A 16,888-nucleotide genomic window follows, 5' to 3' on the forward strand; every position below is an offset into this window, starting at 1 on the left:
TTATTTAAGAGATTGTCATACAAGAACCTGGACCACCTGCGAAGGAAAGGCCACAGCTTCCTTGCTCACTATATAAATCTGCAACTTGTTCACGGTGAGATGTCGGGATAACGAAACGGTCTTTATATTTTGCGATGGCAAGAAGGCGATACATATCTTCTATATCTTCTTTCGTTAAGCCTAAGTTTTGTAAGACAGCTTCATCTGGTTCTTTATTAATTTGCAGTGCTCTCATATGTGTTCGCATGACAGCCATTTTTTTCAATGTAAGACGAATGTGTGATTCATCGCCCGCTGTCAGTAAGTTCGCTAAATACTGAATTGGAATACGCATATTATCGATAGCCGGGAAAATTTCTTCTGCCTGCCAGTTGCTTCCTTTTCCTTCCACCATGTTCATAATTGGACTAAGCGGTGGAATATACCAAACCATCGGCATTGTTCGATATTCAGGGTGAAGAGGAAGGGCGATTTTCCAATCAATAATCATTTTATAAATCGGTGATTCTTGAGCAGCTTTAATCCATTCTTCAGGAATACCTTGTTTTTTTGCTTCAGCTGCTACTTCTGGATCGTTTGGATCTAGAAAAACAGTAAGCTGAGATTCATATAAATCTTTTTCGTCTTCTACTGAAGCCGCTTCTTGTACTTTGTCAGCGTCATATAACATAACTCCGATATAACGAATACGTCCTACGCATGTTTCAGAGCAAATCGTTGGCATACCAGCTTCAATACGCGGGAAGCACATTGTACATTTTTCTGCTTTATTTGTTTGCCAGTTGAAATACACTTTTTTATATGGGCAAGAAGATACACAGAATCTCCAAGCGCGGCATGCATTTTGGTCAACAAGGACAATGCCATCTTCCTCACGTTTATACATCGCACCAGATGGGCAAGAAGAGACGCAAGATGGGTTCATACAATGTTCGCAAATACGAGGGAGATACATCATAAAGACATTTTCAAAGTCTGTTTTTATATCTTCTTCCATTTTCTTGACGTTCGGATCTTGTAATCCTGTTATATGTCCGCCTGCTAAATCATCTTCCCAGTTTGGTCCCCATTCAATTTTGTCGATAAATTCACCAGTAATTGCTGATTTCGGGCGAGCTACTGGTTGATGTTTTCGCTGCGGGCTGTTTGTTAATGTTTCATAATCATAGTTCCAAGGTTCAAAGTAATCATCGATAGTAGGTTGATCTGGGTTATGGAAAATGTTCATGAGGCGTTTCATTTTTGAACCGGATTTTAGCTGGATTTCTCCATTTTTTAATTCCCAGCCACCATTATATTTATCTTGATCTTCCCATTGTTTTGGATAACCGATACCAGGTTTTGTTTCCACGTTGTTGAAATACATATATTCAGCACCTGGACGATTCGTCCAGGTGTTTTTGCACGTTACGCTACAAGTGTGGCAGCCGATGCATTTATCTAGGTTCATTACCATTCCGACTTGCGCTTTAATCTTCAAGCCAATCTACCTCCTTCAGTTTGCGGATTACGACGTTTAAGTCGCGCTGGTTGCCAGTTGGACCGTAGTAGTTAAATCCATAGCTTAATTGACCATACCCACCAATCATATGTGTTGGCTTCACGTGGATACGTGTTGGGCTATTATGTGTTCCTCCGCGATTGCTCGTTAGTTTCGTACCAGGCACATTAATGTGACGATCTTGTGCGTGATGCATAAAGGCCATTCCTCTTGGTATGCGGTGCGTTACAACGGCACGCGCTACAACAACGCCGTTACGGTTAAAGCATTCGATCCAGTCGTTATCAGCAACGCCAGCTTCAGCTGCGTCATCTTTGTTCATCCAAACAGTTGGACCACCGCGGAATAACGTTAACATCGGTAAGGAATCGAAGTACATACTATGAATCGACCATTTATTATGCGGCGTTAAATAGTTCAGCGTAATTTCTTTTCCTTCTACTTCAGGACGTGATTTACGGAACGGTTTATGCTGCAGAATTGGCTTAAATGTAGCCATTGTTTCACCGAATTCCTTCATCATATCGTGATCTAAGTAGAACGATTGTCGTCCAGTTACTGTTCTCCAAGGGATAAGGCGCTCGACATTTGTTGTAAATGGTGAGTAACGACGTCCACCTTTTTCAGAACCCGTAAAGGCAGGGGAGGTAATCACCGTTTTTGGCTGCGCAGTAATTTGTTCGAATGTGAAGCATTCTTCTTCACGTTCTTCCGCTAAATCACGAAGCTGTAAATCTGTTTGTTTTTCAAGAGCTTCCCATGCTTTTACGGCCATATGACCATTCGTTGTAGAAGAAAGGGTTAACACTGCTTCAGCAGCATTGATTGCTTCTTTAATGTCAGGGCATCCTTTTGCGATAGAATCAGTGCGAACAACGCCTAATCGACTCTTTAATTGTTCGTATTCTTTTTCTGCTGACCAAGAGATTCCTTTCGTACCGATTGGCTGTTTCCCAGCATTTGGTCCGAGCGCAGTCATTTTGTCATAAATCGTTTTGTAATCCCGCTCCATAACATGAATTTGCGGCATTGTTTTTCCAGGGATTGGTTCGCATTCACCTTTGCTCCAGTCTTTAATCTTGCCAAGTGGCTGTGCCAATTCTTGTGGTGTATCATGAAGAAGTGGTGTTGCGACAACTTCTTTCATTGGTTCAAGGTCAAGTTCTGTTGCTAACTTAGATACTGCTTTAGAAAGAGAGCTGAAAATATCCCAGTCAGAGCGTGCTTCCCATGGTGAACCGATTGCCGGATTAAATGGATGCACGAATGGATGCATATCTGTACTACTTAAGTCATGTTTTTCATACCAAGTTGAAGCAGGAAGGACGATATCAGAATAAAGTGCTGTTCCAGCCATACGGAAATCTAAGTTAATGAGTAAATCAAGTTTTCCTTCAGGTGCTTTTTCATGCCATTTTATTTCTTCTGGTCGCAATGAATCGCTATCATCATTCATTAATCCGTTTGTTGTACCTAATAGATGTTTTAAGAAATATTCATGTCCTTTACCAGAACTTGAAATTAAGTTTGCGCGCCAGACGAATAAATTACGCGGGAAGTTGTTTTTGTTATCTGGGTCTTCAATTGCAAATTTCAGTTCTTTTTCTTTTAGTTGTTGCGCAACATATTTTCCGATTTCTTCCTGGGTTGTTGCGCCACTAGCGACAGCTTCTTTATATAATTCAATTCCGTTTTTCTCAAATGTTGGATAAGAAGGGAGCCAGCCAAGGCGAGCAGCTAATATATTGTAATCACCGTGATGTTGATAGCGTGAGTTGCCGACAACTGGTGATGCTAGGTGCCCAACTGGTGTATCTTCATAGCGCCACTGATCCGTTACGAAATAGAAGAAAGATGTACCGTTTTGTAGTTTCGGTGGACCTTGCCAGTCTTTTGCCATTGCGATCGTTTGCCAACCTTCTGCTGGACGTAGTTTCTCTTGCCCAACATAATGTGCCCAGCCTCCGCCGTTTACACCTTGCGCTCCAACGAGAAGAACAAGATTTAGAACTGCGCGGTAAATCGTATCAGAGTTAAACCAATGGTTAATACCAGCGCCGACAATAATCATTGAGCGGCCATTTGTATCAACCGCATTTTGAGCAAATTCACGAGCGATTTGAATAATCAGTTCTCGTTTTACGCCGGTCATTTTCTCTTGCCATGCTGGTGTAAATGGCATATCATCATTGAAGTCTTTCGGTTCTTGCCCGCCAAGTCCACGGTTAACTCCGTAGTTTGCTAACGTTAAGTCGTATACAGTTGTAACGAAAATGTCGCCTTCTTCAGTCGTGATTTTTTTCACTGGAATTGTGCGTTCTAATACTTTGTTTCCATCATCAGAGAAGTACGGAATTTGTACAGTTCCAACAGCATCTTCCATACCAAGTAAGGAAAGGCGTGGATCAATTTTTTCGCCGGTTTGTTCATCTTCTAAGCGCAAGTTCCATTTCTTTTCGTTATCCCAGCGTGACCCCATTGTGCCATGAGGTGTTGCGAAATCGTTCGTGTTATCGTTCCAAAGAACAGGTTTCCATTCACCAAGCTTTGTTTCACGGCCAATATCATTCGCGTTTAAGAAACGATCGGCAACAAATTGGTCTCCTTGTTGTTTCAATGTGACAAAGAACGGGAAATCAGTATATTGTTTTGCATAATTTGTGAAGTATTCCACTTGCTGGTCCACGTAAAACTCTTGTAAGATGACGTGCCCCATTGCCATTGCAAGTGCTCCGTCTGTACCTTGTTTTACGCTAATCCAATCATCAGCAAACTTTGTGGATTCCGCAAAGTCAGGACTTACAGAAACAACTTTCGTTCCTTTATAGCGCACCTCTGCTAAGAAGTGAGCGTCTGGTGTTCTTGTCATTGGTACGTTTGAACCCCACGTCATAATGTAACCAGAGTTATACCAATCACTACTTTCTGGTACATCTGTTTGATCACCCCAAATTTGCGGAGAAGCTGGTGGCAAATCAGCGTACCAATCGTAGAAGCTAAGCATTGGACCACCCATGAGCTGCATAAAGCGGCTACCAGCAGCATGGCTTAACATCGACATGGCTGGAATTGGTGAGAAACCAACATTTCGATCTGGGCCGTATTTGATTACTGTATAAAGTAGAGAAGCGGCAACAAGTTGTAATACTTCATCCCAACTAGCACGGATGAATCCGCCTTTACCCCGGGCCTGCTTATAAGTACGTGCTTTTTCAGGATTTTCCACAATGCTTTTCCAAGCGTCTAGCGGTGATTTGTGGTTTTGAAGTTCTTCTTGCCACATATTCCAAAGTACGCCACGGACATATGGATATTTCACGCGAAGTGGACTATAAATGTACCAAGAAAAACTTGCTCCGCGTGGACATCCTCGTGGCTCAAAGTCTGGCATATCAGGGCCCGTTGATGGATAGTTCAGCTCTTGGCCTTCCCAAGTTACAATTCCATCCTTTACGTAAATGTTCCAGCTACAAGAACCAGTACAGTTTACACCGTGTGTAGAACGAATGACTTTATCATGTTGCCAGCGTTTTCTATACACGTTTTCCCATTCGCGATCTTCATACGTTTCTTGTGTATGATTGTTGTTATAGCGATCTATTGGAGAAAAATATTTTAAACGTTTCATTAATGCTGAAGGTTTCTTTTTCATACTGTTCACTCCTTTATTACGTCTCTCTTGCTTACTTTCAATATAAGAGAGCGCGTCAAATAGAGATGTGATATCTATCACAGTTCAACAGATTGTCAAAAATCAGACTTATAACATTTTTTGGGAAGTTGTGACATTTTTCACATCGAAGAGTGATTCTTTTTTGTAGAATAAAGGAGAAAGAAAAAAGAGTAGCCTCTCAAATAGAGAGGCTACTCAATACTACACACAGAGGCGGGACAATCTTCACAAGCAATTTCGCATTTTAAAAATTGTAAATTATGAATCGTGATTTTTCCTTTATGAATAGAAATAATTCCTTGCTTTTTTAAATCATTTAACATACGGTTGACACTTTCACGTGAGGTTGCACAGAAATTCGCAAGCTCTTGATTTGTTAAAGGTAGATCGATAAGGATGCCGTTTTCTTTTAATACGCCATAACTATTCGTCATACGAATAAGAGTCGAATAAAGAGCACCTTTTTTACCATGTAACACTAAATCACGGAATTTCGTTTGCATTCTCCTTAAATGTTCACTAATCCATTTCATAAATTCAAAGGCAAGGGCTGGTTTTTCAAGTAATGCCTTCTCTAAAGCATCTCGTTTAATTACGCCAACCTCAACATTTTCAAGGCATTTCGCATTTAATAAATACTTTGCATTGTCCGTAAATAATGTTAATTCTCCGATGATATCATGCGTTGAACAAATGCGAAGTGTTAACTCCTGTCCGTCAGCACTAATTTTACTAATCTGCACTTTTCCAGAGCGAACGATATAGAGTTCTTTTGCCTCCACACCTTCTTGGAAAATATAACTTCCTTTATTAATCTGCATTTTATATTCAACAGATGCAAGCAATTCCTTTAAATCTTCTGATAATGCCGTACGGTTTGTCACAGCAATCACCTTTCTTTTAAAAGCAGTCTATTTCTTATTGTGGATGTAAACATGGTGAAAATGCAAGAAATATCTTTTCATTATAGGTGATAAGTTAGTACTTAGCTGTGAACAAGCGCACATTTCGTACTGAAAAAAAGAGTGTCTTTTGTAGACACCCTTTTACTTTATTTAATCCACTCCACAACCATATCCATTGTTTGACGAGTTTTATCACGTTTTGGTTCTTCTGCGCGATAACCAAAAGCAACTAAAACAGACACACCAAATGCATCATCTGAAATAATTCCTTCTTCTTTTAAAATTGCATCTACTTTTTCTTGATGAAACCCTTCAATCGGACAAGAGTCGATGCCGATTTGAGCAGCGGCAGTCATCATATTGCCAAGAGCGATGTAAGTTTGTTTAGAAGCCCAATCAAACATGGCACGATCACTTTCTAGTAATTGAAAATCAGATTCTTGAAATTCTTTATAAAAACCGCGTTTCATCGTTATAACTTCTTCAGGAAGTTGCTGAATATTTTTCATAAAGTTAGAAATATAGGATGAGTTATAAATCATCTCTTCTTTTTTACGAGCTAATATAACGACAAAGTGGCTTGCTGTTGGTAATTGTTTTTGCGCACCCCAAGATACAGGAAGAAGCTTGTTACGAATATCTTGATTTTGAATCACAACAAATTTCCAAGGTTCAAAACCAAATGAACTTGGAGAAAGTCGGCCAGTTTCTAAAATAAAATGAAAATCTTCATCAGAGATTTTTTTATTTACATCAAATTCTTTACATGCATGTCGAAATTGATAAGCTTTTAAAATTTCTTCTTTTGTATGTTCCATTTAAACAACCACCTTTTAATAATTTGCTTTTTTATAGTAAGCTGATTACAAAATTGATTCTACAATAGTAAAATAAAAGATGTAAGTACGCACATTTTTAGCATATAGTATCAATTTGTATACTAATGGAGAGTGACAAAATGGAACAGAAAGATATAAATCGTTGTTCGGTAGAAGTAACGTTAGATGTAATCGGTGGGAAATGGAAAGGGGTTATTCTATTTCACTTAATGAATGCCGAAGTGATTCGTTTTAATGAATTTGTACGATTAATGCCTGGCATCACACAGCGCATGCTAACTAGGCAGCTTCGAGAACTAGAGGCAGCTGGAGTAATTCATCGTGAAGTATATAAAGAGGTTCCACCAAAAGTGGAATATTCTTTAACGAAATTCGGAAAATCCCTTACACCAATTATCACACTTATGCGTGAGTGGGGTGAGGAGTACCGTACGCAAATACAGTGATTGTAACTGAAATGTGAATAAAATTTGAACGAATTTGTGAAGAATTTTTGAATGAAGAAGGCGATGTGAGAAATATCACAACGTACCTTCTTCTTCTTTTTTATGATGGAGGCAACTAAAAAACATAGAAAGTGAATAAAGAGTTTAAGCAAAAACATCGCAGTTTAAAAATATATTATAATAGAATGAAGACAGATAGAATTTAGCAGAAAAGGGGGGGATAACGATGCGCGAGAAGATTACAGATTCTTTGCAGCGTCCACTTCAAGATTTACGCATCTCTGTCATTGATCGTTGTAATTTCAGATGCACATACTGTATGCCAGCTGAAGTGTTCGGGCCTGATTATGCATTTTTACAAGAAGAATTTTTGCTTACATTTGATGAAATTGAACGATTAGCAAAATTATTTGTAGGTATGGGTGTAAAGAAAATTAGACTTACGGGCGGGGAACCATTACTACGTAAAGATTTGCCAAAGCTTATTACACGGCTTGTAAAGTTGGATGGCTTAACAGATATTGGACTTACGACAAATGGGATTCATTTAACAAAGCAAGCAAAGGCGTTAAAGGAAGCGGGATTACACCGAGTGAATGTTAGTTTAGATGCAATAGAAGACGATGTATTTCGCAAAATTAATGGCCGAAATATTAGTACAAAACCTGTGCTAAAAGGAATTGCCGCAGCAAAAGAAGCTGGACTTGATGTAAAAGTAAATATGGTTGTGAAAAAAGGAATGAATGATAATCAAATTCTTCTGATGGCTTCTTATTTTAAGGAGCGAGGAATTCCGCTTCGTTTCATTGAGTTTATGGACGTTGGCAGTACGAATGGCTGGAATTTTGAACAGGTCATTACGAAGCAAGAATTGATTGAGAAAATCAATCAGGTATACCCAATTGAACCTGTAGATCCTCATTATTTTGGAGAAGTTGCGAAGCGTTATCGTTATGTGGGTAGTGATGCGGAAGTTGGGTTCATCACTTCAGTTTCTGAATCTTTCTGTTCTTCCTGTACGAGAGCACGGATTTCGGCAGACGGTAAATTTTATACTTGTTTGTTTGCAACGAAAGGAACAGATTTAAGAAGCTTACTTAGAGAGGATATTTCGGATGCCGATTTATTAAAGGCAATACAAAACGTATGGGAATATCGAAAAGATCGATATTCTGATGAGCGGACTGAAGAAAGTGCAAATAACCGCCCGAAAATTGAAATGTCTTATATCGGTGGATAAGGAAGGGGGAAAGACATGTGCAGGAGCGTTATTCAAGACAAATGTTATTTTCAGGAATCGGCGAGACAGGTCAAAGGGAAATAAGGGAAAAGCATGTGCTCATCATTGGTGCTGGTGCATTAGGAGCAGCAAGTTCAGAGGCGATTGTAAGGGCGGGAATTGGCAAGCTGACGATTGCAGACCGTGATTATGTCGAGTGGAGCAACTTACAAAGGCAGCAGTTATATACAGAAGAAGATGCAAAGTGGTATAAGCCGAAAGCAGTTGCAGCGGCTGAACGTTTAAGGCAGATCAATTCTGAAGTGGAGATTGTACCGGTTGTAACGGATGTAGCGGTGCAAGAAATGGAAGAGTTAATTCAGAATGTGGATTTAATATTAGATGCAACTGACAACTTTGAAACGCGTCTGCTTATTAACGATATTTCGCAAAAATACAATATTCCTTGGATATACGGAGGGTGTGTTGGAAGCTACGGGGTCACATATACAATTATTCCAGGGAAAACACCGTGTTTCCGTTGTCTGATGGAGCATCCATCAAGCGGGGCAACATGTGATACGGCGGGAATTATACAACCAGCTGTCCAAATGGTCGCCAGTCACCAAGTGACAGAAGCCCTTAAAATATTGGTAGAAGATTTTGGTGCACTTCGTGAAACGATGCTGTCATTTGATCTTTGGAACAATCAGCATATGGCGTTTAAAGTAACTAGGCAGAAAAAAGAAACGTGTCCATCTTGCGGAAAACTGCGCACGTATCCAAGTTTAACGTTTGAATCACAAATGAAAACAGAAGTGTTATGTGGACGAAACACGGTGCAAATCCGTCCAGGAGTACCGCAAATTCTTAATTTAGAAGAAATTAAAAAGCGCTTACAAAAAAGCGTAGATGTGAAAACAACACCATATTTATTATCATTCTTTGTTGATGAATATCGTTTTGTTTTATTTACAGACGGCAGGGCGTTTATTCATGGAACGAATGATATGACGGTGGCAAAAGGGTTGTATGCGAGATATATAGGATGAACCTAAAGGAAAACCTTTAGGTTCGGGGGGATTAGGAATGTGGATTTCTAACGTAGTCTCCACTTTTCCCACCTGTTTTTTCAAGTAAATATGTTTCGCCAATAATCATACCTTTATCAACGGCTTTACACATATCATACACGGTAAGAGCAGTTGCAGAGGCTGCTGTTAAAGCTTCCATTTCAACTCCCGTGCTACCTTCTGTTTTCACTTTTACCTCAATGAGTAAACGATATTGTTCTTTCGCCACTTCCCAGTCGAAAGAGACATCTACTCCTTTTAGAAGTAAAGGGTGACACATCGGAATAATATCAGAAGTCCGTTTGGCAGCCATAATACCGGCGATTTGTGCAACGGCTAATACATCGCCTTTACCAATTTCGTTTTGAGAGATTTTATCATAAATTTCTTTCGTAACTAAGATGCTAGAGCGAGCGATTGCTGTTCGTACAGTAGTTTTTTTATCGCTAATATCGACCATTTTCGCACGGCCTTGGTCATTAAAATGAGTAAATGAAGACATGGAATTCCTCCTTGAAGTAATTGCTATTATGATTAGCATTGTACAATATAAAGTGTAACCAAGATGTGATATTTTGCAAATATGGGGTGAAAACAATGTTAGAAAAACGAGTACCAATTCCAGTTGCTGAAGCAGTAACAAAGGTTATGAACTATGCTCAGCAAGGCGAGATAGAAACAGTTGCTATTATCGAAAGCTACGGAAGAATTTTGGGAGAAGATGTTGTAGCAGATCACGATGTACCGCATTTTGACCGCTCTCCCTATGACGGATTTGCGATTCGAGCGGAAGATACAAAAGAGGCGAGTCAAAATCATCCAATTGAATTTGAAGTAGTCGGAGAAATTGGAGCTGGTTCTGTTTTTAGAGATGAAGTAAAGGCTTTCGAGGCGGTTCGGATTATGACAGGTGCAGCAATCCCAAAAAGTTGTGATGCAGTTGTCATGTTAGAACTGACGGAAGGGTTTGAGCATAACGGTAAAACGTATATGAAGTTAAAGCGTTCTTTTAAGGCCGGTGATAATGTTTCGTTTAAAGGTGAGGATGTGAAACAAAATCAAATACTTGTGAAAAAAGGTACGAAGATTAATCCGGGTGTAGCAGCACTGTTAGCGACGTTTGGTTACAGTTCAGTAAAGGTTGTGAAACAGCCAGTTGTCGGAATTGTAACGACGGGAAGTGAATTGCTAGAAGTGCATGAACCACTTCAGCAAGGAAAGATTAGAAATAGTAACTCTTATATGATCGCAGCTCAAATTGCTAGAGCCGGTGGAATCGTGAAGTATTATGGACAGCTTGCTGATGACTTAGAAGATTGCTATGAAGCAGTGAAAACTGCGATGAATGAAGTGGATATTTTAATCACAACAGGCGGTGTTTCGGTAGGTGATTATGATTATTTACCTGCGATTTACGAAAAGTTACATGCGAATGTCCTGTTTAATAAAATCGCGATGAGACCAGGTAGTGTCACAACAGTAGCTGAAGTAAATGGGAAATTGTTATTTGGATTATCAGGTAACCCGTCTGCTTGTTATGTCGGTTTTGAATTACTCGTTTATCCAGTTATTCAGACATTCCTTCATGTGAAAGAACCACATGCATATCGAGCGGATGCAATTTTAAAGAAGGATTTTCCAAAGGCAAATCCATTTACGCGATTTGTAAGAGGAAAAGTAGAGTTTATGAATGGTCAGTTGCAAGTAACTCCAGTTGGACTCGATAAATCAAGTGCAATTTCCTCACTTGCGGATAGTAACGCTTTAATTGTATTACCAGGAGGAACAAGAGGATTTGAAGCTGGGATGACAGTCTCGGTGTTATTACTAGAATCGAGCCAAGGAAGTGAATGGCCGTGGGCAGAACCACTCCAGTCTTACAAATAGTCGGCTATCAAAATAGCGGAAAAACGACGCTAACAGAGAAATTAATTCAAGCTTTTTCGGATGAAGGTATGAAAGTTGCTACAATTAAGCATCACGGACATGGTGGCTATCCAGAAGTGCCGCAAAAGGATAGTGAACGACATAGGCAAGCGGGTGCGGTCGTGAGCGCTGTAGAAGGAGCTGGATTATTATCGCTTTCTTCTCTTCGGGATGAATGGCCTTTACAAGAAATCATACGATTATATCAATTTTTTGAAGTAGATCTCATTTTAATTGAAGGATATAAAACAGAAAACTATCCCAAAGTAGTTTTACTTCGGACAAATGAAGATATTGCTTTACTAGATAAAGTAGAGAATGTGAGAGCGGTTATTACATGGAATGATGCTATGCAAAGTTTACAAGAAACATATAAAACATTCCATATATCAGAGGAAGCATTATATATGGAATGGCTCGTACAAACAATAAGGGGTGCGCAATGACATATACGTATTATGAAGTAATAGACACACCAATTTCGATTGAAGAGGTTACAAATAAAGTCATTCGCCGTGAATGTGGTGCTGTGACAACTTTCATTGGTACTGTAAGAGAATTTACGAAAGGGCGCCGTACGTTATATTTAGAGTACGTAGCCTATAAGACAATGGCTGAAAAAATGCTTGCAAAAATTGGAGATGAAGTGAAAGAGAAGTGGCCTGGGACACACGTTGCGATTACACATCGCATCGGTACACTTCAAATTTCTGATATTGCCGTTGTTGTTGCTGTATCAACACCGCACCGGAAAGCTGCATATGAAGCAAATGAATACATTATGGAACGCATCAAGCAAATTGTTCCGATTTGGAAAAAAGAGCTTTGGGAAGATGGCGATTCATGGATTGGTGATCAATTAGAAAAAATATCGTATCCAAATGGGGAACCTGGAAAGGAGATGGGAAAATGATTCAAGTATTACTGTTTGCGCATTTACAAGAAGAAGCGGGAACAAATGTGCTGAAACTAGACTGTGAAAATATTACTGTTGCAGAATTAAAAGATATCATTACGAAAGAACATCATATCGCAGTTTCAGAGCAAATTATGGTCGCGATTAATGAAGAATATGCAAATGAAGATGACAAAATACAATCTGGTGATGTTGTCGCATTGATTCCGCCAGTGAGCGGTGGTTGATTTTTTCCAGTCTAATCACGGAAATCTGTGATTAGACTGGAGGGAATTAATATATATTGTGAAATAATGAGCAAAATAGGAGGCGAAAAAGATGAGAAGTCCGAATTTTCAATTAGGGTTACAAACTTCTAATCTTGTTATTGGTTTTATGGTATGGGTGATTTTATCGTCGCTAATGCCATTTATTAAAGTGGATATTGCATTAACAGCAGGGCAAATTTCCCTTGTTACAGCAGTACCTGTTATTTTAGGGTCAGTGCTTCGGATTCCAATTGGTTATTGGACCAATCGTTATGGCGCAAGAAAATTATTCTTTATAAGCTTTATCATTTTATTATTCCCTGTCTTTTATATTAGCGTTGCGAACTCTATGATGGATTTAATTATCGGTGGTTTATTTGTCGGGGTTGGCGGAGCAGTGTTCTCCGTAGGTGTAACGTCCTTGCCAAAATATTATCCGAAAGAGCGTCACGGTTTTGTAAATGGTATTTACGGTGCAGGTAACGCAGGAACAGCGGTTACCTCGTTCTTAGCGCCTGTAATCGCAACTTCATTTGGCTGGAGAGCAACTGTCCAATCCTTTTTAATCTTACTTGCTGTCTTTGCACTTCTGAACTTTTTATTAGGAGATCGGGGTGAGCGAAAAGTAAATACACCATTAATGGAACAGTTAAAAGGTGTATACAAAAATGAAAAACTTTGGTTCTTATGTATTTTCTATTTCTTAACTTTCGGATCGTTTGTTGCCTTTACAGTATACTTACCAAACTTCTTAGTATCTCACTTTGGATTAGAAAAGGTAGATGCAGGTATGCGAACAGCTGGTTTTATCGTATTGGCAACAGTCATGCGCCCAATTGGTGGTTGGCTCGGTGATAAATTTAATCCGTTTAAAATTTTAATCTTCGTATTCATCGGTTTAACACTATCCGGCATTATTTTATCGTTTATGCCAAGTATGAACGTATATACATTCGGTTGCCTGCTTGTCGCATTTTGTGCAGGAATTGGAAACGGAACAATCTTTAAACTCGTACCGATGTACTTTTCTGAACAAGCTGGGGTTGTGAACGGGCTTGTCGCAGCTTTAGGTGGCTTAGGAGGCTTTTTCCCACCGTTAATTTTAACGTTACTATTCCAATTAACAGGTCATTATGCAATTGGGTTTATGGCACTGTCAGAAGTAGCGCTTGCATGTTTAATTATTACAGTGTGGATGTATAGTCAAGAAAAGTTGTTAGTGATGTTGAATCATAAATAGAAGAAATGATTGTACTGTTCCTTAAAAAGATAGAAAAAAGCAGCATGATTCTAGTTTTTGTACCGGAGTCATGCTGCTTTTTGTATTGGTTTGAGATATGGTGCAGGAAGAGGAGTTGAACGCCTTTATACATGGCTAGATGCTCTTTCCTGCCAAAAGGAAAGGTTGTGCGTCAGTTTTTTAATTTGTATTTATGCAAAAAAAAATAGCGGTCAGCTATTTTAAATTTGCATATATTTTTCATGTTAATGACTGATTGTGTTTTGAAGGAAATCAGTTGCTTGATTTTCTGAAACATCTTGCACAAGTGCAACTTCACTAATTAAAATTCTGCGTGCGTTGTCTAACATTTGCTTTTCACTCGCATTTAATGCTCTTTCTTTATTGCGACGAATTAAATCGCGAACAACTTCAGCACCGTCTAGAAGATTCCCGTTTTTCATCTTCTCCATGTTCATGGTATATCTTTGTTTCCATGAGAGGGAGTGGTCAGCTTCACCATTATGAATGTCAACTAATACATCGTTTAATGTATTTTTGTCGACAACGTAACGTATGCCTGAATTTTCTACTTTATCCATAGGAATCATCACTTGCATATCACTAATCACCATGTGTATCACGCAATACTGACGTGTTTTTCCTAACACTTCTTTATCCTCAATTGCTTCGATTATTCCTGCTCCGTGCATAGGGTAAACAATTTTATCGCCGATTTGAAACAAATCATCCACCTCCATATGTGGTAACTATATGTAATGATAACACATATGGAGAAAAATATCAAATTTATTATATTATCATATGTTATATATTGGTGTCAATGGTTTTGCTGTTGTTTTTTATCGCGTTTTTAGACGGAAATGAATCACACCTTTTGTTGAAAGAGCTGTATGTGAAATGGAGTGAGTATTCTCAGAAACGTCCGGAGAAAAATAGGGGCATATCCAACTATTTTTAATCATAAAATGTAAACTCGTTAATACAATATACCTAAATCCGTTCTTTTTAAAGGAGGGGAGAGAAGGTGGGGCGCACAATTAAAATTGATATTACGAATAAGGTAGTAGCAAAATTCAAATCAAATTATTTGGAATTATATACGAGTAAATTTATGATAGGTAAGTTTTATGTCTATACTGAAGATAAGAAATATGTGTTAGAAGACGGATATATATATGAAGATGGTAAGTTTTATCGCATCATAGATACGCACCGTGGCAATAATCAAGCGGCGGAGGGCTGCGATCTAGGATGGTGTTAAAATGATTCGAGTCAAGATGTTTGATGAAAGTCATGAAAAGGACTTGGAAGACTCCGTAAATGTGTTTTTGAAGAAACTAAATGAAGAACAGCTTATAGATATTAAATATCAAGTTGGTGTATCCATTAATGATGATGAAAATCAAATTTATTGTTTTTCGGCGATGGTTGTTTATAAAACATAAAAAAGAGCTGGGGAGCCAGCTCTTTTTTATGTTTTTAAGTAGAAATGATATGCGTTGGTAAAGCGTTCATGATAGATTGGGGTGCTAGGTTTTCTTTTATAGATAGAATTGTTTCACCGGCAAGGGTGTCTTTGCACATGCCGAGGTGATAACGTTCACCTAAGAAAGGATCAATGTAAAAACCGTTTTTAAATATTCTATCGGTTCCACCTTTTTCGTGGTGAATTTCAGAACAATGAATGCAATAGTACATATCTTTCATCTCCTTTTATTGTAGAAAATCTATAAAGAAAAAGAGTGAGCAAGTAGGAATTGCATGGAGTTAGACAATCGCTCCTTGCTCCAATGGATCAGGCAACATATCTCGCTTTCTAAAATAAATCCGAAGGGAGGGAGGAAGGCTAATGGGTGAGGTATGTTTGCTTTTGTGAGTATATTATGAGGAAATGTTGCAAAGGTGTTTGTCCTGTTGAAAAAATGTTGAGCATTTCTCAACAATCATTGCGAAATTGCATAAGTTGACATAAAACCAAAAGGTGTTATATTATAAAAAACGAAACCAAAAGGTGTTATATTTTAACACTTCATAAAGGAGACATAATATGAATCAGCAAAATACATTACAAGATATTAAACAAACAGTTATTTTTGAAGCGCCTATTCAAAAGGTATGGAATGTAGTATCTACTGCAGAAGGAATTGCATCTTGGTTTATGCCAAATGACTTTGAAGCGAAGGTAGGACATGAATTTCACGTGCAATCACCTTTTGGACCATCACCATGCAAAGTGTTAGAAATCGATGAGCCTCATCGTTTATCGTTTTCATGGGATACAGATGGCTGGATCGTTTCGTTTGTTTTAAAAGATTTAGGAGATAAAACGGAGTTCACTCTTATTCATGGTGGATGGAAACAGTCTGATGAAAAGATTTCGAAAGCGAACGAGAAAGCTTCTGTTATTCGTGATAGAATGGCCGGCGGCTGGGTAACGATTGTAAATGAAAAACTGAAAAAGGTTGTTGAAGGGTAAATGTCCTCATCAACAGCGAAATATGATGTTTTTCAAGCAATTGCTGATCCAACGCGCCGAGAAGTACTCCGGTTATTAACTGAAAAAGAATTACCAATTTCTAAAATAACAGATCATTTTCCGATGAGCCGTACAGCTGTAGCGAAACATCTTCATATTCTTTCAGAAGCGAAATTAGTAAGAGGAAGAAAGGTTGGAAGGGAAAAGATATATTGTTTGCAGCCCGAGCCGTTAGCTGAATTACAAGAGTGGCTTTCGTATTATGAACAGTTTTGGAACAATAAATTGTCCATGCTGAAATATGTGGTGGAAAATGAAGAGTAAGTGTTGTTCTATATATGAGGGGAGAGGTGTAAATTGGTAAATGAGATTATATCAGCGATTTTTCCAATATATCGACCATTTCTCACCATATATCGGCGC

The 16,888-nt window shown here is 38.7% G+C and carries 19 protein-coding genes; 12 read left to right on the top strand and 7 right to left on the bottom strand.

Going from position 1 to position 16,888, the window contains the following annotated elements; genetic code table 11:
- Window positions 1–4: 4 nt before the first annotated feature.
- From narH to AC1M36_RS04530, 4 genes are all read right to left on the bottom strand, one after another.
- On the bottom strand, window positions 5–1,480 hold the full coding sequence (narH, locus tag AC1M36_RS04515) for a nitrate reductase subunit beta (RefSeq protein WP_336450463.1): 1,476 nt from the start codon (window positions 1,478–1,480) through the stop codon (window positions 5–7).
- Window positions 1,470–5,153 carry a nitrate reductase subunit alpha gene (locus AC1M36_RS04520; protein WP_336450462.1) on the bottom strand — a complete coding sequence of 1,228 codons (3,684 nt, stop codon included), beginning with the start codon at window positions 5,151–5,153 and terminating at the stop codon, window positions 1,470–1,472. The genes narH and AC1M36_RS04520 overlap by 11 nt, the downstream gene beginning before the upstream one ends.
- A 212-nt stretch (window positions 5,154–5,365) precedes the next feature.
- The gene (locus AC1M36_RS04525) at window positions 5,366–6,058 is read right to left on the bottom strand and encodes a Crp/Fnr family transcriptional regulator (RefSeq protein ID WP_336450461.1); all 693 of its coding nucleotides are present in this window, start codon (window positions 6,056–6,058) and stop codon (window positions 5,366–5,368) included.
- 167 nt (window positions 6,059–6,225) lie between these two features.
- Window positions 6,226–6,897 (bottom strand): NAD(P)H-dependent oxidoreductase, encoded by a 672-nt coding sequence (locus AC1M36_RS04530; protein ID WP_336450460.1) that lies wholly within the window; start codon window positions 6,895–6,897, stop codon window positions 6,226–6,228.
- Window positions 6,898–7,037: 140 nt separating this feature from the next.
- Between AC1M36_RS04530 and AC1M36_RS04535 the strand changes: the two genes are divergently transcribed.
- From AC1M36_RS04535 to AC1M36_RS04545, 3 genes are all read left to right on the top strand, one after another.
- Complete coding sequence (locus AC1M36_RS04535) at window positions 7,038–7,364, top strand: winged helix-turn-helix transcriptional regulator (RefSeq protein ID WP_336450459.1); 327 nt, start codon at window positions 7,038–7,040, stop codon at window positions 7,362–7,364.
- A 226-nt stretch (window positions 7,365–7,590) separates the two neighbouring features.
- On the top strand, window positions 7,591–8,604 hold the full coding sequence (gene moaA, locus AC1M36_RS04540) for a GTP 3',8-cyclase MoaA (RefSeq protein WP_336450458.1): 1,014 nt from the start codon (window positions 7,591–7,593) through the stop codon (window positions 8,602–8,604).
- A 17-nt stretch (window positions 8,605–8,621) separates the two neighbouring features.
- Window positions 8,622–9,635 (top strand): molybdopterin-synthase adenylyltransferase MoeB, encoded by a 1,014-nt coding sequence (locus AC1M36_RS04545; RefSeq protein WP_336450457.1) that lies wholly within the window; start codon window positions 8,622–8,624, stop codon window positions 9,633–9,635.
- 31 nt (window positions 9,636–9,666) lie between these two features.
- Here the strand turns inward: AC1M36_RS04545 and moaC are convergent, their stop codons facing one another.
- On the bottom strand, window positions 9,667–10,158 hold the full coding sequence (gene moaC / locus AC1M36_RS04550) for a cyclic pyranopterin monophosphate synthase MoaC (RefSeq protein ID WP_336450456.1): 492 nt from the start codon (window positions 10,156–10,158) through the stop codon (window positions 9,667–9,669).
- Window positions 10,159–10,253: 95 nt separating this feature from the next.
- Between moaC and AC1M36_RS04555 the strand changes: the two genes are divergently transcribed.
- From AC1M36_RS04555 to AC1M36_RS04575, 5 genes are all read left to right on the top strand, one after another.
- Window positions 10,254–11,543: a molybdopterin molybdotransferase MoeA gene (locus tag AC1M36_RS04555; RefSeq protein ID WP_336450455.1), complete on the top strand. Its 1,290-nt coding sequence runs from the start codon at window positions 10,254–10,256 to the stop codon at window positions 11,541–11,543.
- The gene (gene mobB, locus AC1M36_RS04560; protein ID WP_336450454.1) at window positions 11,507–12,028 is read left to right on the top strand and encodes a molybdopterin-guanine dinucleotide biosynthesis protein B; all 522 of its coding nucleotides are present in this window, start codon (window positions 11,507–11,509) and stop codon (window positions 12,026–12,028) included. The genes AC1M36_RS04555 and mobB overlap by 37 nt, the downstream gene beginning before the upstream one ends.
- Window positions 12,025–12,495 (top strand): molybdenum cofactor biosynthesis protein MoaE, encoded by a 471-nt coding sequence (locus AC1M36_RS04565; RefSeq protein ID WP_336450453.1) that lies wholly within the window; start codon window positions 12,025–12,027, stop codon window positions 12,493–12,495. The genes mobB and AC1M36_RS04565 overlap by 4 nt, the downstream gene beginning before the upstream one ends.
- Window positions 12,492–12,725 (top strand): molybdopterin converting factor subunit 1, encoded by a 234-nt coding sequence (gene moaD, locus AC1M36_RS04570; protein ID WP_336450452.1) that lies wholly within the window; start codon window positions 12,492–12,494, stop codon window positions 12,723–12,725. The genes AC1M36_RS04565 and moaD overlap by 4 nt, the downstream gene beginning before the upstream one ends.
- 91 nt (window positions 12,726–12,816) lie before the next feature.
- Window positions 12,817–13,986, top strand: coding sequence for a nitrate/nitrite transporter (locus AC1M36_RS04575; protein ID WP_336450451.1), 1,170 nt, complete (start codon window positions 12,817–12,819; stop codon window positions 13,984–13,986).
- A 245-nt stretch (window positions 13,987–14,231) separates the two neighbouring features.
- Here AC1M36_RS04575 and AC1M36_RS04580 read toward each other — a convergent pair whose 3' ends face one another.
- Window positions 14,232–14,726, bottom strand: coding sequence for a CarD family transcriptional regulator (locus AC1M36_RS04580; protein WP_336450450.1), 495 nt, complete (start codon window positions 14,724–14,726; stop codon window positions 14,232–14,234).
- A gap of 287 nt (window positions 14,727–15,013) precedes the next feature.
- Here AC1M36_RS04580 and AC1M36_RS04585 point away from each other — a divergent pair, with 287 nt between their 5' ends.
- Entirely contained in the window at window positions 15,014–15,250 is a 237-nt protein-coding gene (locus tag AC1M36_RS04585) for a DUF2553 family protein (protein ID WP_174100178.1), read from the top strand.
- Between the two features lies 1 nt (window position 15,251).
- Window positions 15,252–15,434, top strand: a complete 183-nt coding sequence (locus tag AC1M36_RS04590) for a sporulation protein Cse60 (RefSeq protein ID WP_336450449.1) — start codon at window positions 15,252–15,254, stop codon at window positions 15,432–15,434.
- A 34-nt stretch (window positions 15,435–15,468) separates the two neighbouring features.
- Here the strand turns inward: AC1M36_RS04590 and AC1M36_RS04595 are convergent, their stop codons facing one another.
- Window positions 15,469–15,687 (bottom strand): DUF3973 domain-containing protein, encoded by a 219-nt coding sequence (locus AC1M36_RS04595; RefSeq protein ID WP_336450448.1) that lies wholly within the window; start codon window positions 15,685–15,687, stop codon window positions 15,469–15,471.
- Between the two features lie 349 nt (window positions 15,688–16,036).
- Here AC1M36_RS04595 and AC1M36_RS04600 point away from each other — a divergent pair, with 349 nt between their 5' ends.
- Window positions 16,037–16,465 carry an SRPBCC family protein gene (locus AC1M36_RS04600; RefSeq protein ID WP_479845620.1) on the top strand — a complete coding sequence of 143 codons (429 nt, stop codon included), beginning with the start codon at window positions 16,037–16,039 and terminating at the stop codon, window positions 16,463–16,465.
- Window positions 16,466–16,789, top strand: a complete 324-nt coding sequence (locus AC1M36_RS04605; RefSeq protein WP_336450446.1) for an ArsR/SmtB family transcription factor — start codon at window positions 16,466–16,468, stop codon at window positions 16,787–16,789. It begins immediately after the preceding gene.
- Window positions 16,790–16,888 lie beyond the last annotated feature (99 nt).

Source organism: Bacillus sp. Medicinal_06 (assembly GCF_056711665.1).